Below are 13838 nucleotides of genomic sequence, written 5' to 3'. Positions count from 1 at the left end.
CCGCCTGACCCGCGGCGGATACGCCTGGGCGCCGCCCAGGTACGGTCCGCATCTTCTTGCCCGCTTCAGCCGCAGCCCGAGTGGCCCGAGGTCACGCGCCGATATCGGCGCGTCATGACAACGGAGAAACCCTCTCATGAAGCGCATGCTGTTCAATGCGACGCACCAGGAAGAATTACGCGTCGCTATCGTCGATGGGCAAAAACTCATCGACCTCGACATCGAGACTGCCGGCCGCGAACAACGCAAAGGCAACATCTACAAAGGTGTCATCACCCGGATCGAACCCGGCCTCGAAGCCTGCTTCGTCAACTACGGCGAAGACCGCCACGGCTTTCTTCCCTTCAAGGAAGTGGCTCGCAGCTTCTTCAAGGAAGGCGTCGACGTCCGCACCGCCCGCATCCAGGACGCCCTGCGCGAAGGCCAGGAACTGATCGTCCAGGTTGAAAAGGAAGAGCGCGGCAACAAGGGCGCCGCCCTGACCACGTTCATCTCGCTGGCCGGCCGCTACCTGGTCCTGATGCCCAACAACCCCCGTGGCGGTGGCGTTTCGCGCCGCGTCGAGGGCGAGGACCGCCAGGAACTGCGCGACACGATGGAGCAGCTCGAACTGCCCCAGGGCATGAGCATCATCGCCCGCACCGCCGGCATCGGCCGCAACGTCGAAGAACTGCAATGGGACTTGTCGTACCTGTTGCAGCTCTGGACCGCCATCGACGGCGCCGCGCGCGACAACTCCGCGCCCATCCTGATCTACCTGGAATCGAGCCTGGTCATCCGCGCCATCCGCGATTACTTCTCGCCCGAGATCGGCGAGATCCTGATCGACACGGACGAGATCGCCGACCAGGCCACCGCGTTCATGAGCGTGGTGATGCCGGACAACGTCCAGCGCGTGAAGCGCTACCGCGATGACATCCCGCTGTTCTCGCGCTTCCAGATCGAACACCAGATCGAAACGGCCTACTCGCGCACGGTCACGCTGCCCTCGGGCGGCGCCATCGTCATCGACCACACCGAAGCGCTGGTGTCCGTGGACGTCAACTCGGCCCGCTCGACCCGCGGCGCCGACATCGAGGAAACCGCCCTGCGGACCAACTCGGAAGCCGCCGACGAAGTGGCCCGCCAACTGCGCTTGCGCGACCTGGGCGGCCTGATCGTCATCGACTTCATCGACATGGAAGACAGCAAGAACCAGCGCGCCGTCGAACAGCGCCTGCGTGATGCCCTCCATTTCGACCGCGCCCGCGTCCAGATGGGCAAGATCTCGCGCTTCGGCCTGATGGAACTGTCGCGCCAGCGCCTGCGTCCGGCCCTGAACGAAGGCTCGCACATCACCTGCCCGCGCTGCAACGGCACCGGCGTGATCCGCGACGCCGAATCGAGCGCCCTGCACGTCCTGCGCCTGCTGCAGGAAGAAGCCATGAAGGAAAACACCGCGGCGGTCCACGCCCAGGTGCCGGTCGACGTGGCGACCTACCTGCTGAACGAAAAGCGCGCCGACATCACCAAGATGGAAGCCCGCCTGAAGGTCAACCTGGTGCTGATCCCCAACAAGCACCTGGAAACCCCGCATCACCACATCGAGCGCCTGCGCCACGACGATCCGCGCCTGGAAGAAGTGAAGACCAGCTTCGAGCTGGTCGAGGCTCCCGCCACCGACGCCCCCTGGCAGCCGCGCGAAAGCGAGATCAAGGCCCGTCCGGAGGCGCTGGTCAAGGGCATCACGCCTTCGCAGCCGGCCCCCATGTCGACCCCTGCCCCGGCGCCCGCCCCCGCGGCCGCGCCGGCGCAATCGGGCGGCCCCAGCCTGCTCAAGCGCCTGTTCGGCTGGCTGACCGGCAACAGCGAGCCCGCCAAGGCCGCGCCCGCCGCCCAGGAAGAGACCAGCGCCAAGCGCGCCGCGTCGCCGGCCCGCGGCAAGGGCCGCAGCGGCCACGATGGCCAGGAACGCCGCGGCGAACGCCACGGCTCCGACCGCAACCGCAACCGTCGCGGTGAGTCCCGCGCCGAAGGCGCCGAGGGCAGCGAAGGCGGCCGTCCGCACATTCGCGGCAACCGCCGCCCCGAAGGCGAACGTGGTGAACGCCAGGAACGCGGCGAGCGTCACAACCGCAACGAGCGTGGCGAACGCGATCAGGCCATGCAAGCCGCGCAAGCCTCGAACCGCCCCGACATCGCGCCGGAAGCCGCTGGCGATGATGCCGGCGCCGGTCGCAACCGCCGTCGCGGCCGTGGCCGCAACCGCCGCGAGGAAGGCCAGGCCGACGCGCCGATGAGCGAGCAGGAAAGCATGGTCGCCGCGCTGGCCCAGTCGGTCGCCACCGCGCTGCCTGAAGCCAAGCAGCCCGCCGACGCCCAGGCCGAAGCGGCCGAAGCCGTCGAGCAGACCGCCGATGGCGTGCCCGCCGTCGAAGGCGCCGAAGCCGGCGCCGACCCGGAACGCAAGCGCCGCCGCCGCCGTAGTCGTCGTGGCCGCCGCAGCCCGGACGAGGCAGGCGTGGCAGGCAGCGACGAGCAACTGGAAGACGGCGCCGAGGAAGACGCCAGCGAGCCCGCCGAGAACGTGACCGCCGCCCCCGCGCCAGTCGCCGCCCCGGTGGCCGCCGCGCCGGCCGAAGCCCCCGCCCCGCAAGCCGAGGCGCCGGCACAGCAAGCCGAAGCCGTCCAGGCTGAGATCACGCCGGCACCGGCCCAGGTCGAACAGGCATCCGCCGCCGCGCACGAACCGCAGGCCCAGCAGCCCGTACAGGCCGCGGCCCCCGAGCCGATCGCCCCGGTGGCTGTCGAGCCGGCCGCGCCTGTCGCAACCCCGGTGGAAGCCGCCGCGGTCGAACCCGTGGTGGAACCTGCCGTGACGGCCGCGCCGGTCGAACCGGAAGCCACGCCGGCACCGGTAGCCGCCGCGCCTGTGGCGGCGGCGCCGGCCAGCGCCCAGCCCATCGTGGTGCCGGCGACGGCTCCTTCGGCCAAGGCCCAGGCCCTGCACGAAGTGGTCAACGCCGCCGGCCTGCAGTGGGTGGAAACCGACCCCGAGCGCCACGCGCAGACGCAGTTGCGCATCGCCGCGGCGCACACGCCGGTCCGCCTCGGCCGCGAACGCAAGCCGGTGGCCCCGGTTTCGAACGAACCCCTGGTTCAGGTCGAAACCCGCCACTAAAGGCAAGCCGCGCAAGCAAAAGCCCCCATCGAATGATGGGGGCTTTTTTATTTGCCAGCCGACCACGCCGCCCGGGCATGGCGCCGGAACACACCGGCGGAACATGGCGCCGGGATATGGCGCGAACATGGCCGAAAAAAAACCCTCGTCACCGAGGGTTTTTTCGTCAGGCCGGATCGCGCCGCGATCAGAACTGGTACGTATAGGTCAGCTGCACCGTGTCCAGGCCGGGATTCGGGCGCTTGATGCTGGCGTTGGAGAAGTGCGAATAGCGCACGCCGATGCGATTGTTCGGCGTCAGCAGGAAACCCAGACCGACGTGGTCGCCGAACTGGAACGCGGTGCTGATGTTCTCGTTGGCAAAGCGGGTGCGCGAGAACACGGTGGCGCCGATACCGGCTTCGAGGTAGAAGCGCTCACCCGCCCACCAGCGGAACATCGGGATGGCGTTCAATTGCCACACATTGCTCGGCGAGCGGTCGCCGTCAGCCCACCAGTAAGACACGCCGAGTTCGGGCGTCAGATCCAGGCGGCCCCAGTTGCCGCCGAACTGATAGGTCCACACCGACGGCGTTTCGTAGTTCAGGGTGAAGCGTTGATAGTGGTCGCCCACGCCATAGTGCAGGCTCACGCCGCCCTGCGTACCCTCGGAAGACTGGGCGCTGGCGATGGTCGCGGCGCCGGCGAGGGCCAAACCGACAAGGCGGACAAGCATTTTCTTCTTCGTCGACTGCATTGGGAGCAACTCCGTATTTTGTTGGGATGACATCTCGGCGCAATTCACGAGTGTTATCCAGTACTACAGAACATAGCAAAAACCGGGCCAGAAGGCTCGCAATATGTCGCAATAAGGCAACAGAAATCATGGAAAACATTGTTCCGCCCGGCGCACAAAAAATGACGCTGTCAGAGGGCTGAACAAACGGCCATGAAAAAGCCGCCGGCACAAGTGCGCGGCGGCTTTTTCATCTGCCCCCCCCCCAAGCCCGAAAGCCCGGGGAAACGGGATCAGGCGGCGGTGACGACGTCGGCCGGCTGGTTGGTCAACAGCGCCAGCAGGCGGGCGATTTCCTCTCGCAACTGGCGGCGGTCCACGACCATGTCGATGGCGCCCTTCTGCAGCAGGAACTCGGCGCGCTGGAAGCCTTCGGGCAGCTTCTCGCGCACGGTCTGTTCGATCACGCGCGGACCGGCGAAGCCGATCAGGGCCTTCGGCTCGGCGATGACCACGTCGCCCATGAAGGCGAAGCTGGCGGACACGCCCCCCATGGTGGGATCGGTCAGCACGCTGATGAACGGCAGGCCGGCGGCAGACAGGCGCGTCAGCATGGCGTTGGTCTTGGCCATCTGCATCAGCGACAACAGGCTTTCCTGCATGCGCGCGCCGCCCGAGGCCGCCACGCAGATGAAGGGCGTCTTGTTGTCGAGCGCGGCCTGGGCGCCGCGCGCGAAGCGCTCGCCGACCACCGAGCCCATGGAGCCGCCCATGAACTCGAATTCAAAGCACGCCAGCGTCGCCGGCACGCCGCGAATCGAGCCGCTGACCACCACCAGCGCGTCGGTTTCGCCGGTCTGCTTGACGGCTTCGGCCAGGCGCTCGGGGTACTTGCGGGTGTCCTTGAATTTCAGCGAATCGACCGAGCGCGTGCTCTGGCCGATTTCGACGCGGCCTTCCATGTCGAGCAGCGAGTCGATGCGGGCGCGGGCGCCGATGCGCATGTGGTGATCGCACTTGGGGCAGACGTGCAGGTTGGCCGCCAGGTCTTCGCTGTACAGCACCGTTTCGCACGACGGGCATTTCACCCACAGGCCTTCGGGCACGCGGCGGGCGCCGCTGTCGCTGGTTTTGTTGATGCGAGGCGGCAGGAGTTTTTCGATCCAGCTCATTGTTTGTTCATCCCGTAAGGAAGTCGCGCCAGGCCGCTCAGGCCGACGCGCTCGGTCGTTTTACTTGATCCAGCGCCTGCCGGATGGTGCGCAGCCAGCCGCTGGCGGCGGCGACTGCGGCGTCGGTTTGCTGGGCAGCGGGAGCGTTTGCCACCGCCTGCTCCATGGTTTCAATCAGTTTGCTGCCGATGACGACCGCGTCCGCCACGCGCGCCACGCGCTGCGCGCTGTCGGCGTCGCGGATGCCGAAGCCCACGCCTACCGGGATCTCGCGCACATGGCGGCGGATCACCGCCACGCGCTCGGCCACGTCGTCGGTGTTGAGCGAACCGGCTCCCGTCACGCCCTTGAGCGACACATAGTAGACGTAACCGCGCGCCACGGCGGCCACGGCCTGGATACGCGCGTCGGTCGAGGTGGGGGCCAGGAGAAAGATCGGAGCGATGCCATGGCGGCCGAGCGTTCCGGCGAATTCGACCACTTCCTCGGGCGGATAGTCGACCACCAGGACGCCATCCACGCCCGCGGCCTCGGCGCGGCGGGCGAATTCGGCCTGGCCCATGCGTTCAATGGGGTTGGCATAGCCCATCAGCACCACGGGGGTGGCGGTATCGCGCTGGCGGAACTCGGCCACAAGGTCGAGCACGCGGCCCAGGCCCACGCCCTGCGCGATGGCGCGCTCGGCGGCGCGCTGGATCACCGGGCCGTCGGCCATGGGATCGGAGAACGGCACGCCCAGTTCGATGACGTCGGCGCCGGCCTCGACCAGCGCGTGCATCAGGGGAACGGTGGCGGCGGGCGACGGATCGCCGGCCGCGATGTAGGGAATGAGCGCCGCGGCGCGGCCGGATTCGGCGGTGCGCGCAAAGGCGGCGGCAATGCGATCGGAGCGGGTTGTCGTCATATCAGAGTTCGATACCGGCGCGTTCGGCGACGGTATGCATGTCCTTGTCGCCACGGCCCGACAGATTGACCAGGATGACCGCGTCGCGCGGCAGCGTGGCGGCCATCTTAACGGCCTGGGCGATGGCGTGCGAGGACTCCAGCGCCGGCATGATGCCTTCGATGCGGCAGCAATCGTGGAAGGCCTTCAGCGCTTCGTCGTCGGTGATGCCGACGTATTCGGCGCGTCCGGAGTCCTTGAGCCAGGCATGCTCGGGACCGACGCCGGGGTAGTCCAGCCCGGCCGAGACCGAATGCGTTTCCTGGACCTGGCCGTCGGCGTCCTGCATGACGTAGGTGCGGTTGCCGTGCAGCACGCCGACCTGGCCGGCGGCCAGCGACGCGGCATGCTTGCCGCTGTCCATGCCTTCGCCGGCGGCTTCGACGCCGATCAGGCGCACGTTCTCGTAGGGAATGTAGGGATGGAAGATGCCCATGGCGTTGGAGCCGCCGCCGACCGCGGCCACGACGTAGTCGGGCTGGCGGCCGATGGCCTCGGGCATCTGCGTCAGGCATTCATTGCCGATGACGGTCTGGAAATCGCGCACCATGCGGGGGTAGGGGTCGGGGCCCGCCACCGTGCCGATGATGTAGAAGGTGTTCTCGATGTTGGTGACCCAGTCGCGCATGGCTTCGTTGAGCGCGTCCTTCAGGGTGCGCGAGCCGGACGTGACCGGCACCACCGTGGCGCCCAGCAGCTTCATGCGGTAAACGTTGGAGGCCTGGCGACGGACGTCTTCGCTGCCCATGTAGACCACGCATTCCATGCCGTAGCGGGCCGCCACCGTGGCCGTGGCCACGCCATGCTGGCCGGCGCCGGTTTCGGCGATGACACGCGGCTTGCCCATGCGCTTGGCCAGGAGCGCCTGGCCGATGCAGTTGTTGACCTTGTGCGCGCCGGTGTGGTTCAGGTCTTCGCGCTTGAACCAGATCTGGGCGCCGCCCACCAGGTCGGACCAGCGACGGGCGTGGTAGACCGGGCTGGGACGGCCGACGAAATGCTTGAGTTCGTAGTTGAACTCTTCCAGGAAGGCGGGATCGACACGGTAGCGGTCATAGGCGGCACGCAGCTCGTCGAGCGCGTGCATCAGCGTTTCTGCCACGAAAACACCGCCATAAGGGCCGAAATGGCCCTGGGCATCCGGAAAATCGTAAGGTTTCACCAAGCATCTCCCCCGGTATCACGGCCAGCGTCTGCCGCCCGCAAATCCGGTTTGCAACCCGTCATTTTACCTGACGCCGGCCACAGCGGGGGTTGCACCCGAGCCCGCCGGGTACCCCCGGGGGCTCCGGGGAGAATGGCCCGGCCGGTCGCCGCGGTCCGTCGCCTCAGAGCGACTGACCCATGCGGCGCAGGAAGGTCTCGCAGGCGGCCAACTGGTCAAGCGCGACGAACTCGTTGGGCTTGTGCGCCTGCTCGATGTGGCCGGGGCCGCAGACCACCGTGGGAATGCCGATGCCCTGGAACAGGCCGGCTTCGGTGCCATAGGCCACCTTGCGGGTGGCGCGGTCCTCGGTCAGGGCGCGCACCAGTTGGGTGATGGCGGCTTCCTCGGAAGCTTCCAGGGCCGGCGCCGCGGCGCCGGTCTCGATCTCGATGCTGGCGCCGTCGAATTCGGCCTTCATGCGCGGCAAGAGCTCATCGCGCACGTATTTCTCGACTTCCGCCTGGATCTGGTCGGGTTGCATGCCCGGCAGGTTGCGGAATTCATAGGTGAATTCGCACAGTTCGGGAATGGTGTTGACCGCGATGCCGCCGCGGATCTGGTTGGTGGTCATGGTGGAGAACGGCACGTCGTAGAACTGGTCGTACGGGCCGTTGGCCTTGAAGCTGTCGGCCAGGTCGCGGATGCGGCAGATCAGGCGGGCGGCGTATTCGATGGCGTTGCAACCGCGCGGGGTCAGCGACGAGTGCGCCGCCTTGCCGTGCACTTTGCAGCGGAAAAGGTTGATGCCCTTGTGCGCCACCACCACCTGCATGCCGGTGGGTTCGCCCACCACGCAGCCTTCGGGGCGGATGCCGCGGTCGTGCAGGTCGGCCAGCATGTACGGCGCGCCGGCGCAGCCGACTTCCTCGTCGTAGGAGAACGCCAGGTGGATTGGCTTCTTGCGCGGCATGGCCAGGAATTCCGGGACCAGCGCCAGCGAACCGGCAATGAAGCCCTTCATGTCGCAACTGCCGCGGCCGTACAGCAGGCCGTCTTTCTCGACCAGTTTGAACGGATCGGTGCTCCAGTCCTGGCCATCGACCGGCACCACGTCGGTGTGGCCCGACAGGACGATGCCGCCCTGCTGGTTGCCGTCCTGCGCCGGCAGAGTGGCGAACAGGTTGGCCTTGGTGCGCTCGGGATTGTGCGCCAGCCATGCATCGACGCCCTGGCCCTTGAGCCAATCACGGACGGTCTCGATGAGGGCAAGATTGGAATTGCGGCTGGTGGTGTCGAAACCGACCAGCGTCTCCAGCCAGGTGCGCGCGTTCATGTAGCAACTCTCTCGGGTAAAAGCAGCAGTGTAAAGCCAGGACGCGTCCGCGTCCCGCCCCCGCGGCCGGCGGGGCGCGTCGCCTGGGCCTAGAATGACGGCCTCACCACAGCAAGCCCCCCAAGGAGAATCCGTGCAGCACAAAGCAGTTCCCACGCGCAACATCGTGGCGGCAGTCATCGGCAATGCCCTCGAATGGTACGACTTCCTGGTGTTCGCGTTCATGACGCCGATCATCTCGAAATTGTTCTTCCCCACCGACCCCAGCGTTCCCGGCAGCGAACTGAACGCGATCCTGATGACCACGGCGATCTTCGGCGTCGGATTCTTCATGCGTCCCGTGGGCGGCATCATCCTCGGCCTGTATGGCGACAAGAAGGGCCGCAAGGCGGCCATGGTGCTGGTGACCTCGCTGATGGCGGTGTCCATCGCCCTGATCACCGTGGCCCCCACCTATCACGCGGCCGGCATCCTGGCCCCCATCTTCATCCTGATCGCGCGACTGCTGCAGGGCTTCTCGGCCGGCGGCGAGTTCGGCACCTCGACCGCCCTGCTGATCGAGATGGCGCCCAACGGCAGGCGCGGCTTCTACGGCTCGTGGCAGATGGCCGGTCAGATGCTGGCGCTGCTGCTCGGCGCGGCCTGCGGCACGCTGATCACCGAGTTCTTCACGCAGGAGCAGATCGCGGCCTGGGCCTGGCGCCTGCCGTTCGCGTTCGGCCTGGTGATCGTGCCGATCGCCATCTATATCCGCCGCAACATCGACGAAACCGACGCCTTCAAGCAGATGAAGGAAGACGAGCGCCAGGCCGCCGCCCGCGGCGAGGTGCAGCGCCTGAGCCTGGGCGAGATGGTGCGCGCCCACACGCGCGAAACCTTGATCGGCGTGGGGCTGGTGGTGACGGCGACGGTGTCGATCTACATCACTTTCACCTACCTGGTGACCTACTCGACGCAGATCCTGAAGCTGCCGCTGAACCAGACCTTCCTGGTGCAGATGGCGGGCGCGGCGCTGATGGTGCTGCTGACGCCGTTCATGGGCGCCTGGTCCGACCGCATCGGCCGCCGCCCGCTGGTGATCGGTTCGCTGATCGGCTATCTGCTGGTGCTGTACCCGCTGTATCACTGGCTGTCGGACGCGCCGTCGATCGGCCGCCTGCTGACCGTGCAGATCGTGGTCTGCGTGTTCGTGTCGGCCTTCTTCGGCGTGTTCAGCACCGTCATGGCGGAGCTGTTCCCGGCGCGGGTGCGCTCGGTGGGTCTGTCGCTGGCCTATAACGTGGCGGTGATGATCTTTGGCGGTTTTGCCCAGTTCATCGTGACCTGGCTGATCAAGACCACCGGTTCGCCGATGGCGCCGGCCTACTACGTGATGTTCGGCGTGGCGCTGGGGCTGGTGGCGTCGTTCTTCATGCGCGAACGCGCCCACGAGAACCTGGATCGCTGATATTCCCGGGCCGCGATGGGCCCGGGTGGTCCATTGCGGGGCGCCCCGGGCAACGGCCATGCATGGGCGCCCTCTTCCGAGCCGCCCGTCCCCGGGGCGGCCCATCTTGCGCGTCGCAGGCTAGCGGCGCACCGCCGACGATACGCCCGGCACTTCGGCCAGCGCATCCAGCGCGCGCGCCAGCGATTCGCCGCCGCGCACTTCGACCGTGAACACCATATGGGCCAGCGACTGCCGGCTCTGGGTGTTCACGCCCACCACATTCAAGCGCAGGCGCGCGAACACTTCGGACAGGTCGCGCAGCAGGCCGGAGCGGTCGTGCGCGCGCACGCTGATGTCGACCGGATAGAACGTGTCCGCGGGGGTCTCGCCCCAGGCCACCTCGATCACCCGCTCGGGCTCGCGCGCGGCCAGCGCCAGGTAGCTGTGGCAGTCGCTGCGGTGGATCGACACCCCGCGCCCGCGCGTCACGAAGCCGGCGATGGCATCGGGCGGCGCGGGCCGGCAGCAGCGCGCCAACTGCGTCAGCAGCGAGCCCACGCCCACCACCAGCACCCCGCTCTTGCCGCTTTTCTCGGCGCTGCCGGCGCTGGCGTGGCGCAGCGCGGCCGGTTGCGGCTCGGCGGCGGGCGCCGGCTGCTGGAACACGGCGTCGATCTGGCGCAGGCTGAATTCTTCCTTGGCCGCCGCCACATACAGGTCGTCCGCGCGAGCGAAACCGAGGTTCTGCGCCAGTTGTTCCAGGTTGACGGCGGTCTTGCCGAGCCGCTGCAGTTCCTTTTCGACCAGCGCCTGGCCTTGCGTGATGCGCTGCTGCAGTTCGATGGCGTTGAACCACATGCGCACCTTGGCGCGGGCGCGCGGACTGGCGAGGAAACCGAGTTGCGGGTTGAGCCAGTCGCGCGACGGGCCGCCCGACTTGGCCGAGATGATCTCGACCGTCTGGCCGGTCGCCAGGCGCGTCTGCAGGGGCACCATCTGGCCATCGACCCGCGCCCCGCGGCAGCGGTGGCCCAGGTCGGTGTGCAGGTGATAGGCGAAGTCGACCGGCGTGGCGCCGGCCGGCAACTCGATCACGCGCGCCTGCGGGGTCAGCACGTAGATGCGTTCGTCCGTCGGCGTGGGCGCGGCGGCATGGCGGCTCTTGCCCGGGCCCGACTTGGCGGCGGACTTGGCCGCGTCGGGCTTGTCGGCGACGGGCGCCTCGCCCGCCTCGACATCGCTGTTCCAGGCCAGCAACTGGCGCATCCAGGCCAGTTGCCGGTCGTATTCGCTGGACGCCGCCACCTGCCCGCCCTTGGCGCCCGCTTCCTTGTAGCGCCAGTGCGCGGCCATGCCGTACTCGGCGAACTGGTGCATTTCGCGGGTGCGGATCTGCACCTCGAACGGCCGGCCGTCATCGTCCGCCACCACCGTGTGCAGCGAACGGTAGCCGTTGGGCTTGGGCCGCGAAATGTAGTCGTCGAACTCGTCGGACAGCGGCGTCCACATCTCGTGCACCATGCCCAGCGCCATGTAACAGGCGCGCACGTCGTCGACGATGATGCGCAGCGCGCGCAGATCGTACATCTGCGAGAAATCCAGGCGCTTGACCCGCATCTTGTTCCAGATGCTGTAGATGTGCTTGGGCCGGCCGCTGACCTCGGCTTCGATGCCATGTTTGGCCAGCGCCGTCTGCAGGCGCTCGATGGCGCCGGCGATGAAGGCTTCGCGCTCGACCCGCTTTTCCTCGAGCAGGCGGGCGATCTGCTTGTAGCGGTCGGGTTCCAGGAAGCGGAACGCCAGGTCTTCCATTTCCCACTTGATCTGCCAGATGCCCAGGCGGTTGGCCAGCGGCGCGTACAGGTCGAGGGTCTCGCGGGCGAAGTCGGTCGAACAGGGGGTCTTGCTTTCGGCGTGCCAGCGCAGGGTCCGCAGGCGCGAGGCCAGGCGCATCAGCACGATGCGCAGGTCGGCCGCCATGGCCAGCAGCATCTTGCGCTGCATTTCCTTCTGCGAGCCGGTCTCCGCTGCCGCGTCGCTGGCCTGGCGCGCCACCACGCCCAACCGCAGCAGGGCCCGGGTGCCCTGCACCAGGCGGGCGACCTCGGCGCCGAAGGCGGTGGCGACCGGGTCGTTGCGCAGCGCGGGAGCCGGCGCGGTCAGGTCGGTCGGCAGGGCCGCCAGCAGGGCCGCCGCGCGCGTGGCCGCATCGGTATGCAGGCCCGCCAGGATCCGCGCCACGCCGGCGCCGTGCGAGGCCAGCGGTTCGCCCGTCAGGGCCTGCTGGCCCTCGAAACGGGGAACCGACCAGGCCACCGCCTGGTCGATAAGCGCAAGGCCATCGGCGTCGAGGCCCGCCCCCGCCTCCTGTCGCCAGGAAGCGTCGAAAGGCGAAGGCGCATCAGGAACGGGCGGGGCGGACATCGCGGGCGTATTGCGGTTACGGTAATCGAGGATTCCGACACTCTACACTAGGAATCAATGCTGAAAACCCCGGCCAACGCCGGGCACATATTCAAGGAACCCAAGCTTATGTTGCGCTGGCTCAAGGGCCGGGGCGCGCGCGCCGCCGAGGTGGCGCAGATGCGGGCCCGGATCGCACCCGACCTCTGGCGGCAGGTGCTGGACGCCCACCCCTTCCTGGCGGCGCTGGACGCCGACGAATCCGCGCAGTTGCTGGCGCGCTCGGCCTGGCTGCTGGCCAGCAAGACGATCAATGGCGCGCAGGGGCTGGAAGTGACCGACTTCATGCGGCTGTCGATCGCGGCCCAGGCCAGCCTGCCGATCCTGAGCCTGACGCCCGCGCTGTACGAGGGCTGGGAGGAGATCATCGTGTACCCCGCGGGCTTTCGCATCCCGCGCAAGCAGATGGACGAGGACGGCGTGATGCACGAATACCTGGAAGACGCCGCCGGCGAGGCCTGGGACGGCGGCCCGCTGGTGCTGTCCTGGGAGGACACGCAGTTGTCCGAAGGCGGCTTCAACGTGGTGATCCATGAGTTCGCGCACAAGCTCGACCTGCAATCGGGCTTTGCCGACGGCATGCCGTCGCTGGCGGCGCACGGCGATATCAAGCCGCGCGAATGGCGCCGCATCCTGGACGACAGCCTGGATCGCTTCATCGCCGCGGTCGACGCGGTGGAGGCCGCCATTCCGCATGACGTCGATCCGGAAAGCGCCGAGGCCGACGCCTGGTACGGGCGCTTGCCACTCGACCCTTACGCCGCCACCGACGAAGCCGAGTTCTTCGCCGTCAGCTCCGAGCACTTCTTCGTCGATCCCCACCCTATGGCCGAGGCGCTGCCGGAATGGTTCGGCCTGCTGCGGGCCTATTACCGCCAGGATCCCCTGGCGCGCTACGCATGAAACGGCTGCTGATCGTGTGGCATTCCCGCACCGGCGCGGCCCGGCAGATGGCCGAGGCCGCCGCCCGGGGCGCGACCGCGGCGGCGGCGCTGCTGGAACAGCCGGACGAGCTGGCGGTGACCCTGCGCCGCGCCGCACACGCCGGGGCGGACGAGGTGCTGGCCAGCGACGGCTTGCTGTTCTGCGCGCCGGAGAACCTGGCCAGCCTGAGCGGCGAAATGAAGGAATTCTTCGACCGCTGCTACTACGACGCGCTGGACCGCATTGCCGGCCGTCCCTACGCCTGCCTGGTCAGCGCGGGCAGCGACGGCGCCGGCGCGGCGCGCCAGGTGGAGCGCATCTGCACCGGCTGGCGCCTGCGGGCCGCGGCTCCGCCCCTGATCGTCAACCTGGGCGCGCAGACGCCGCAACAGATCGCCGCCCCCAAGACCGTGGCCCCGGCTGAGCTGGCGCGCTGTGAGGAGGTCGGTGGCCTGCTCGCCGGCCTGCTGCTGACAGCGGCTTGAGGCAGCCCTGCCGCCGACAGCGGGCCAGCCCAGGTCCGCCGCTGCGCGCTCCATAGCGCCCTTCCTC

At 68.2% G+C, this 13838-nt stretch carries 10 protein-coding genes; 4 read left to right on the top strand and 6 right to left on the bottom strand.

Features of this window, described 5'->3' with window-relative positions; genetic code table 11:
* The first annotated feature begins 136 nt into the window (after positions 1 to 136).
* Positions 137 to 3160, top strand: coding sequence for an Rne/Rng family ribonuclease (locus tag SB816_RS17115; protein ID WP_410547317.1), 3024 nt, complete (start codon positions 137 to 139; stop codon positions 3158 to 3160).
* Positions 3161 to 3347: 187 nt separating this feature from the next.
* Here the strand turns inward: SB816_RS17115 and SB816_RS17110 are convergent, their stop codons facing one another.
* The 5 genes from SB816_RS17110 to argE all read right to left on the bottom strand — a co-directional run bounded on the left by SB816_RS17110 (position 3348) and on the right by argE (position 8470).
* Entirely contained in the window at positions 3348 to 3896 is a 549-nt protein-coding gene (locus tag SB816_RS17110; RefSeq protein WP_054501568.1) for an acyloxyacyl hydrolase, read from the bottom strand.
* A 272-nt stretch (positions 3897 to 4168) separates the two neighbouring features.
* The gene (accD, locus tag SB816_RS17105; protein ID WP_049072142.1) at positions 4169 to 5047 is read right to left on the bottom strand and encodes an acetyl-CoA carboxylase, carboxyltransferase subunit beta; all 879 of its coding nucleotides are present in this window, start codon (positions 5045 to 5047) and stop codon (positions 4169 to 4171) included.
* 37 nt (positions 5048 to 5084) lie between these two features.
* Positions 5085 to 5951, bottom strand: a complete 867-nt coding sequence (gene trpA / locus SB816_RS17100; protein WP_054501569.1) for a tryptophan synthase subunit alpha — start codon at positions 5949 to 5951, stop codon at positions 5085 to 5087.
* A 1-nt stretch (position 5952) separates the two neighbouring features.
* Positions 5953 to 7152, bottom strand: coding sequence for a tryptophan synthase subunit beta (gene trpB / locus SB816_RS17095; RefSeq protein WP_064526737.1), 1200 nt, complete (start codon positions 7150 to 7152; stop codon positions 5953 to 5955).
* 166 nt (positions 7153 to 7318) lie between these two features.
* Positions 7319 to 8470: an acetylornithine deacetylase gene (gene argE, locus SB816_RS17090; protein WP_064526729.1), complete on the bottom strand. Its 1152-nt coding sequence runs from the start codon at positions 8468 to 8470 to the stop codon at positions 7319 to 7321.
* Positions 8471 to 8603: 133 nt separating this feature from the next.
* Here argE and SB816_RS17085 point away from each other — a divergent pair, with 133 nt between their 5' ends.
* Complete coding sequence (locus SB816_RS17085; protein ID WP_175167580.1) at positions 8604 to 9917, top strand: MFS transporter; 1314 nt, start codon at positions 8604 to 8606, stop codon at positions 9915 to 9917.
* A gap of 120 nt (positions 9918 to 10037) precedes the next feature.
* Here the strand turns inward: SB816_RS17085 and SB816_RS17080 are convergent, their stop codons facing one another.
* Entirely contained in the window at positions 10038 to 12323 is a 2286-nt protein-coding gene (locus SB816_RS17080; RefSeq protein ID WP_054501571.1) for a RelA/SpoT family protein, read from the bottom strand.
* A 108-nt stretch (positions 12324 to 12431) separates the two neighbouring features.
* On the opposite strand from SB816_RS17080, the gene SB816_RS17075 reads away from it, so the two are divergent.
* Together SB816_RS17075 and SB816_RS17070 are read left to right on the top strand one after the other, a co-directional pair.
* Positions 12432 to 13265, top strand: a complete 834-nt coding sequence (locus SB816_RS17075) for a zinc-dependent peptidase (protein ID WP_175189353.1) — start codon at positions 12432 to 12434, stop codon at positions 13263 to 13265.
* Positions 13262 to 13771 carry a flavodoxin family protein gene (locus SB816_RS17070; protein WP_410547316.1) on the top strand — a complete coding sequence of 170 codons (510 nt, stop codon included), beginning with the start codon at positions 13262 to 13264 and terminating at the stop codon, positions 13769 to 13771. Before SB816_RS17075 ends, SB816_RS17070 begins: the two co-directional genes overlap by 4 nt.
* Positions 13772 to 13838: the final 67 nt, after the last annotated feature.

It is taken from the genome of Achromobacter sp. SIMBA_011 (genome assembly GCF_046535435.1).
GTDB classification, from domain to species: Bacteria; Pseudomonadota; Gammaproteobacteria; order Burkholderiales; family Burkholderiaceae_B; genus Achromobacter; species Achromobacter dolens.
This window is presented reverse-complemented; position numbering and strand designations above follow the sequence as displayed.

Bases quoted from the DNA above. Each gene is read 5' to 3' on its own strand.
- SB816_RS17115 (WP_410547317.1), top strand. From the start codon at position 137: ATGAAGCGCATGCTGTTCAATGCGACGCACCAGGAAGAATTACGCGTC.
- accD (WP_049072142.1), bottom strand. From the start codon at position 5,047: ATGAGCTGGATCGAAAAACTCCTGCCGCCTCGCATCAACAAAACCAGC.
- SB816_RS17070 (WP_410547316.1), top strand. From the start codon at position 13,262: ATGAAACGGCTGCTGATCGTGTGGCATTCCCGCACCGGCGCGGCCCGG.
- trpA (WP_054501569.1), bottom strand. From the start codon at position 5,951: ATGACGACAACCCGCTCCGATCGCATTGCCGCCGCCTTTGCGCGCACC.
- argE (WP_064526729.1), bottom strand. From the start codon at position 8,470: ATGAACGCGCGCACCTGGCTGGAGACGCTGGTCGGTTTCGACACCACC.
- SB816_RS17080 (WP_054501571.1), bottom strand. From the start codon at position 12,323: ATGTCCGCCCCGCCCGTTCCTGATGCGCCTTCGCCTTTCGACGCTTCC.
- SB816_RS17110 (WP_054501568.1), bottom strand. From the start codon at position 3,896: ATGCAGTCGACGAAGAAGAAAATGCTTGTCCGCCTTGTCGGTTTGGCC.
- SB816_RS17075 (WP_175189353.1), top strand. From the start codon at position 12,432: ATGTTGCGCTGGCTCAAGGGCCGGGGCGCGCGCGCCGCCGAGGTGGCG.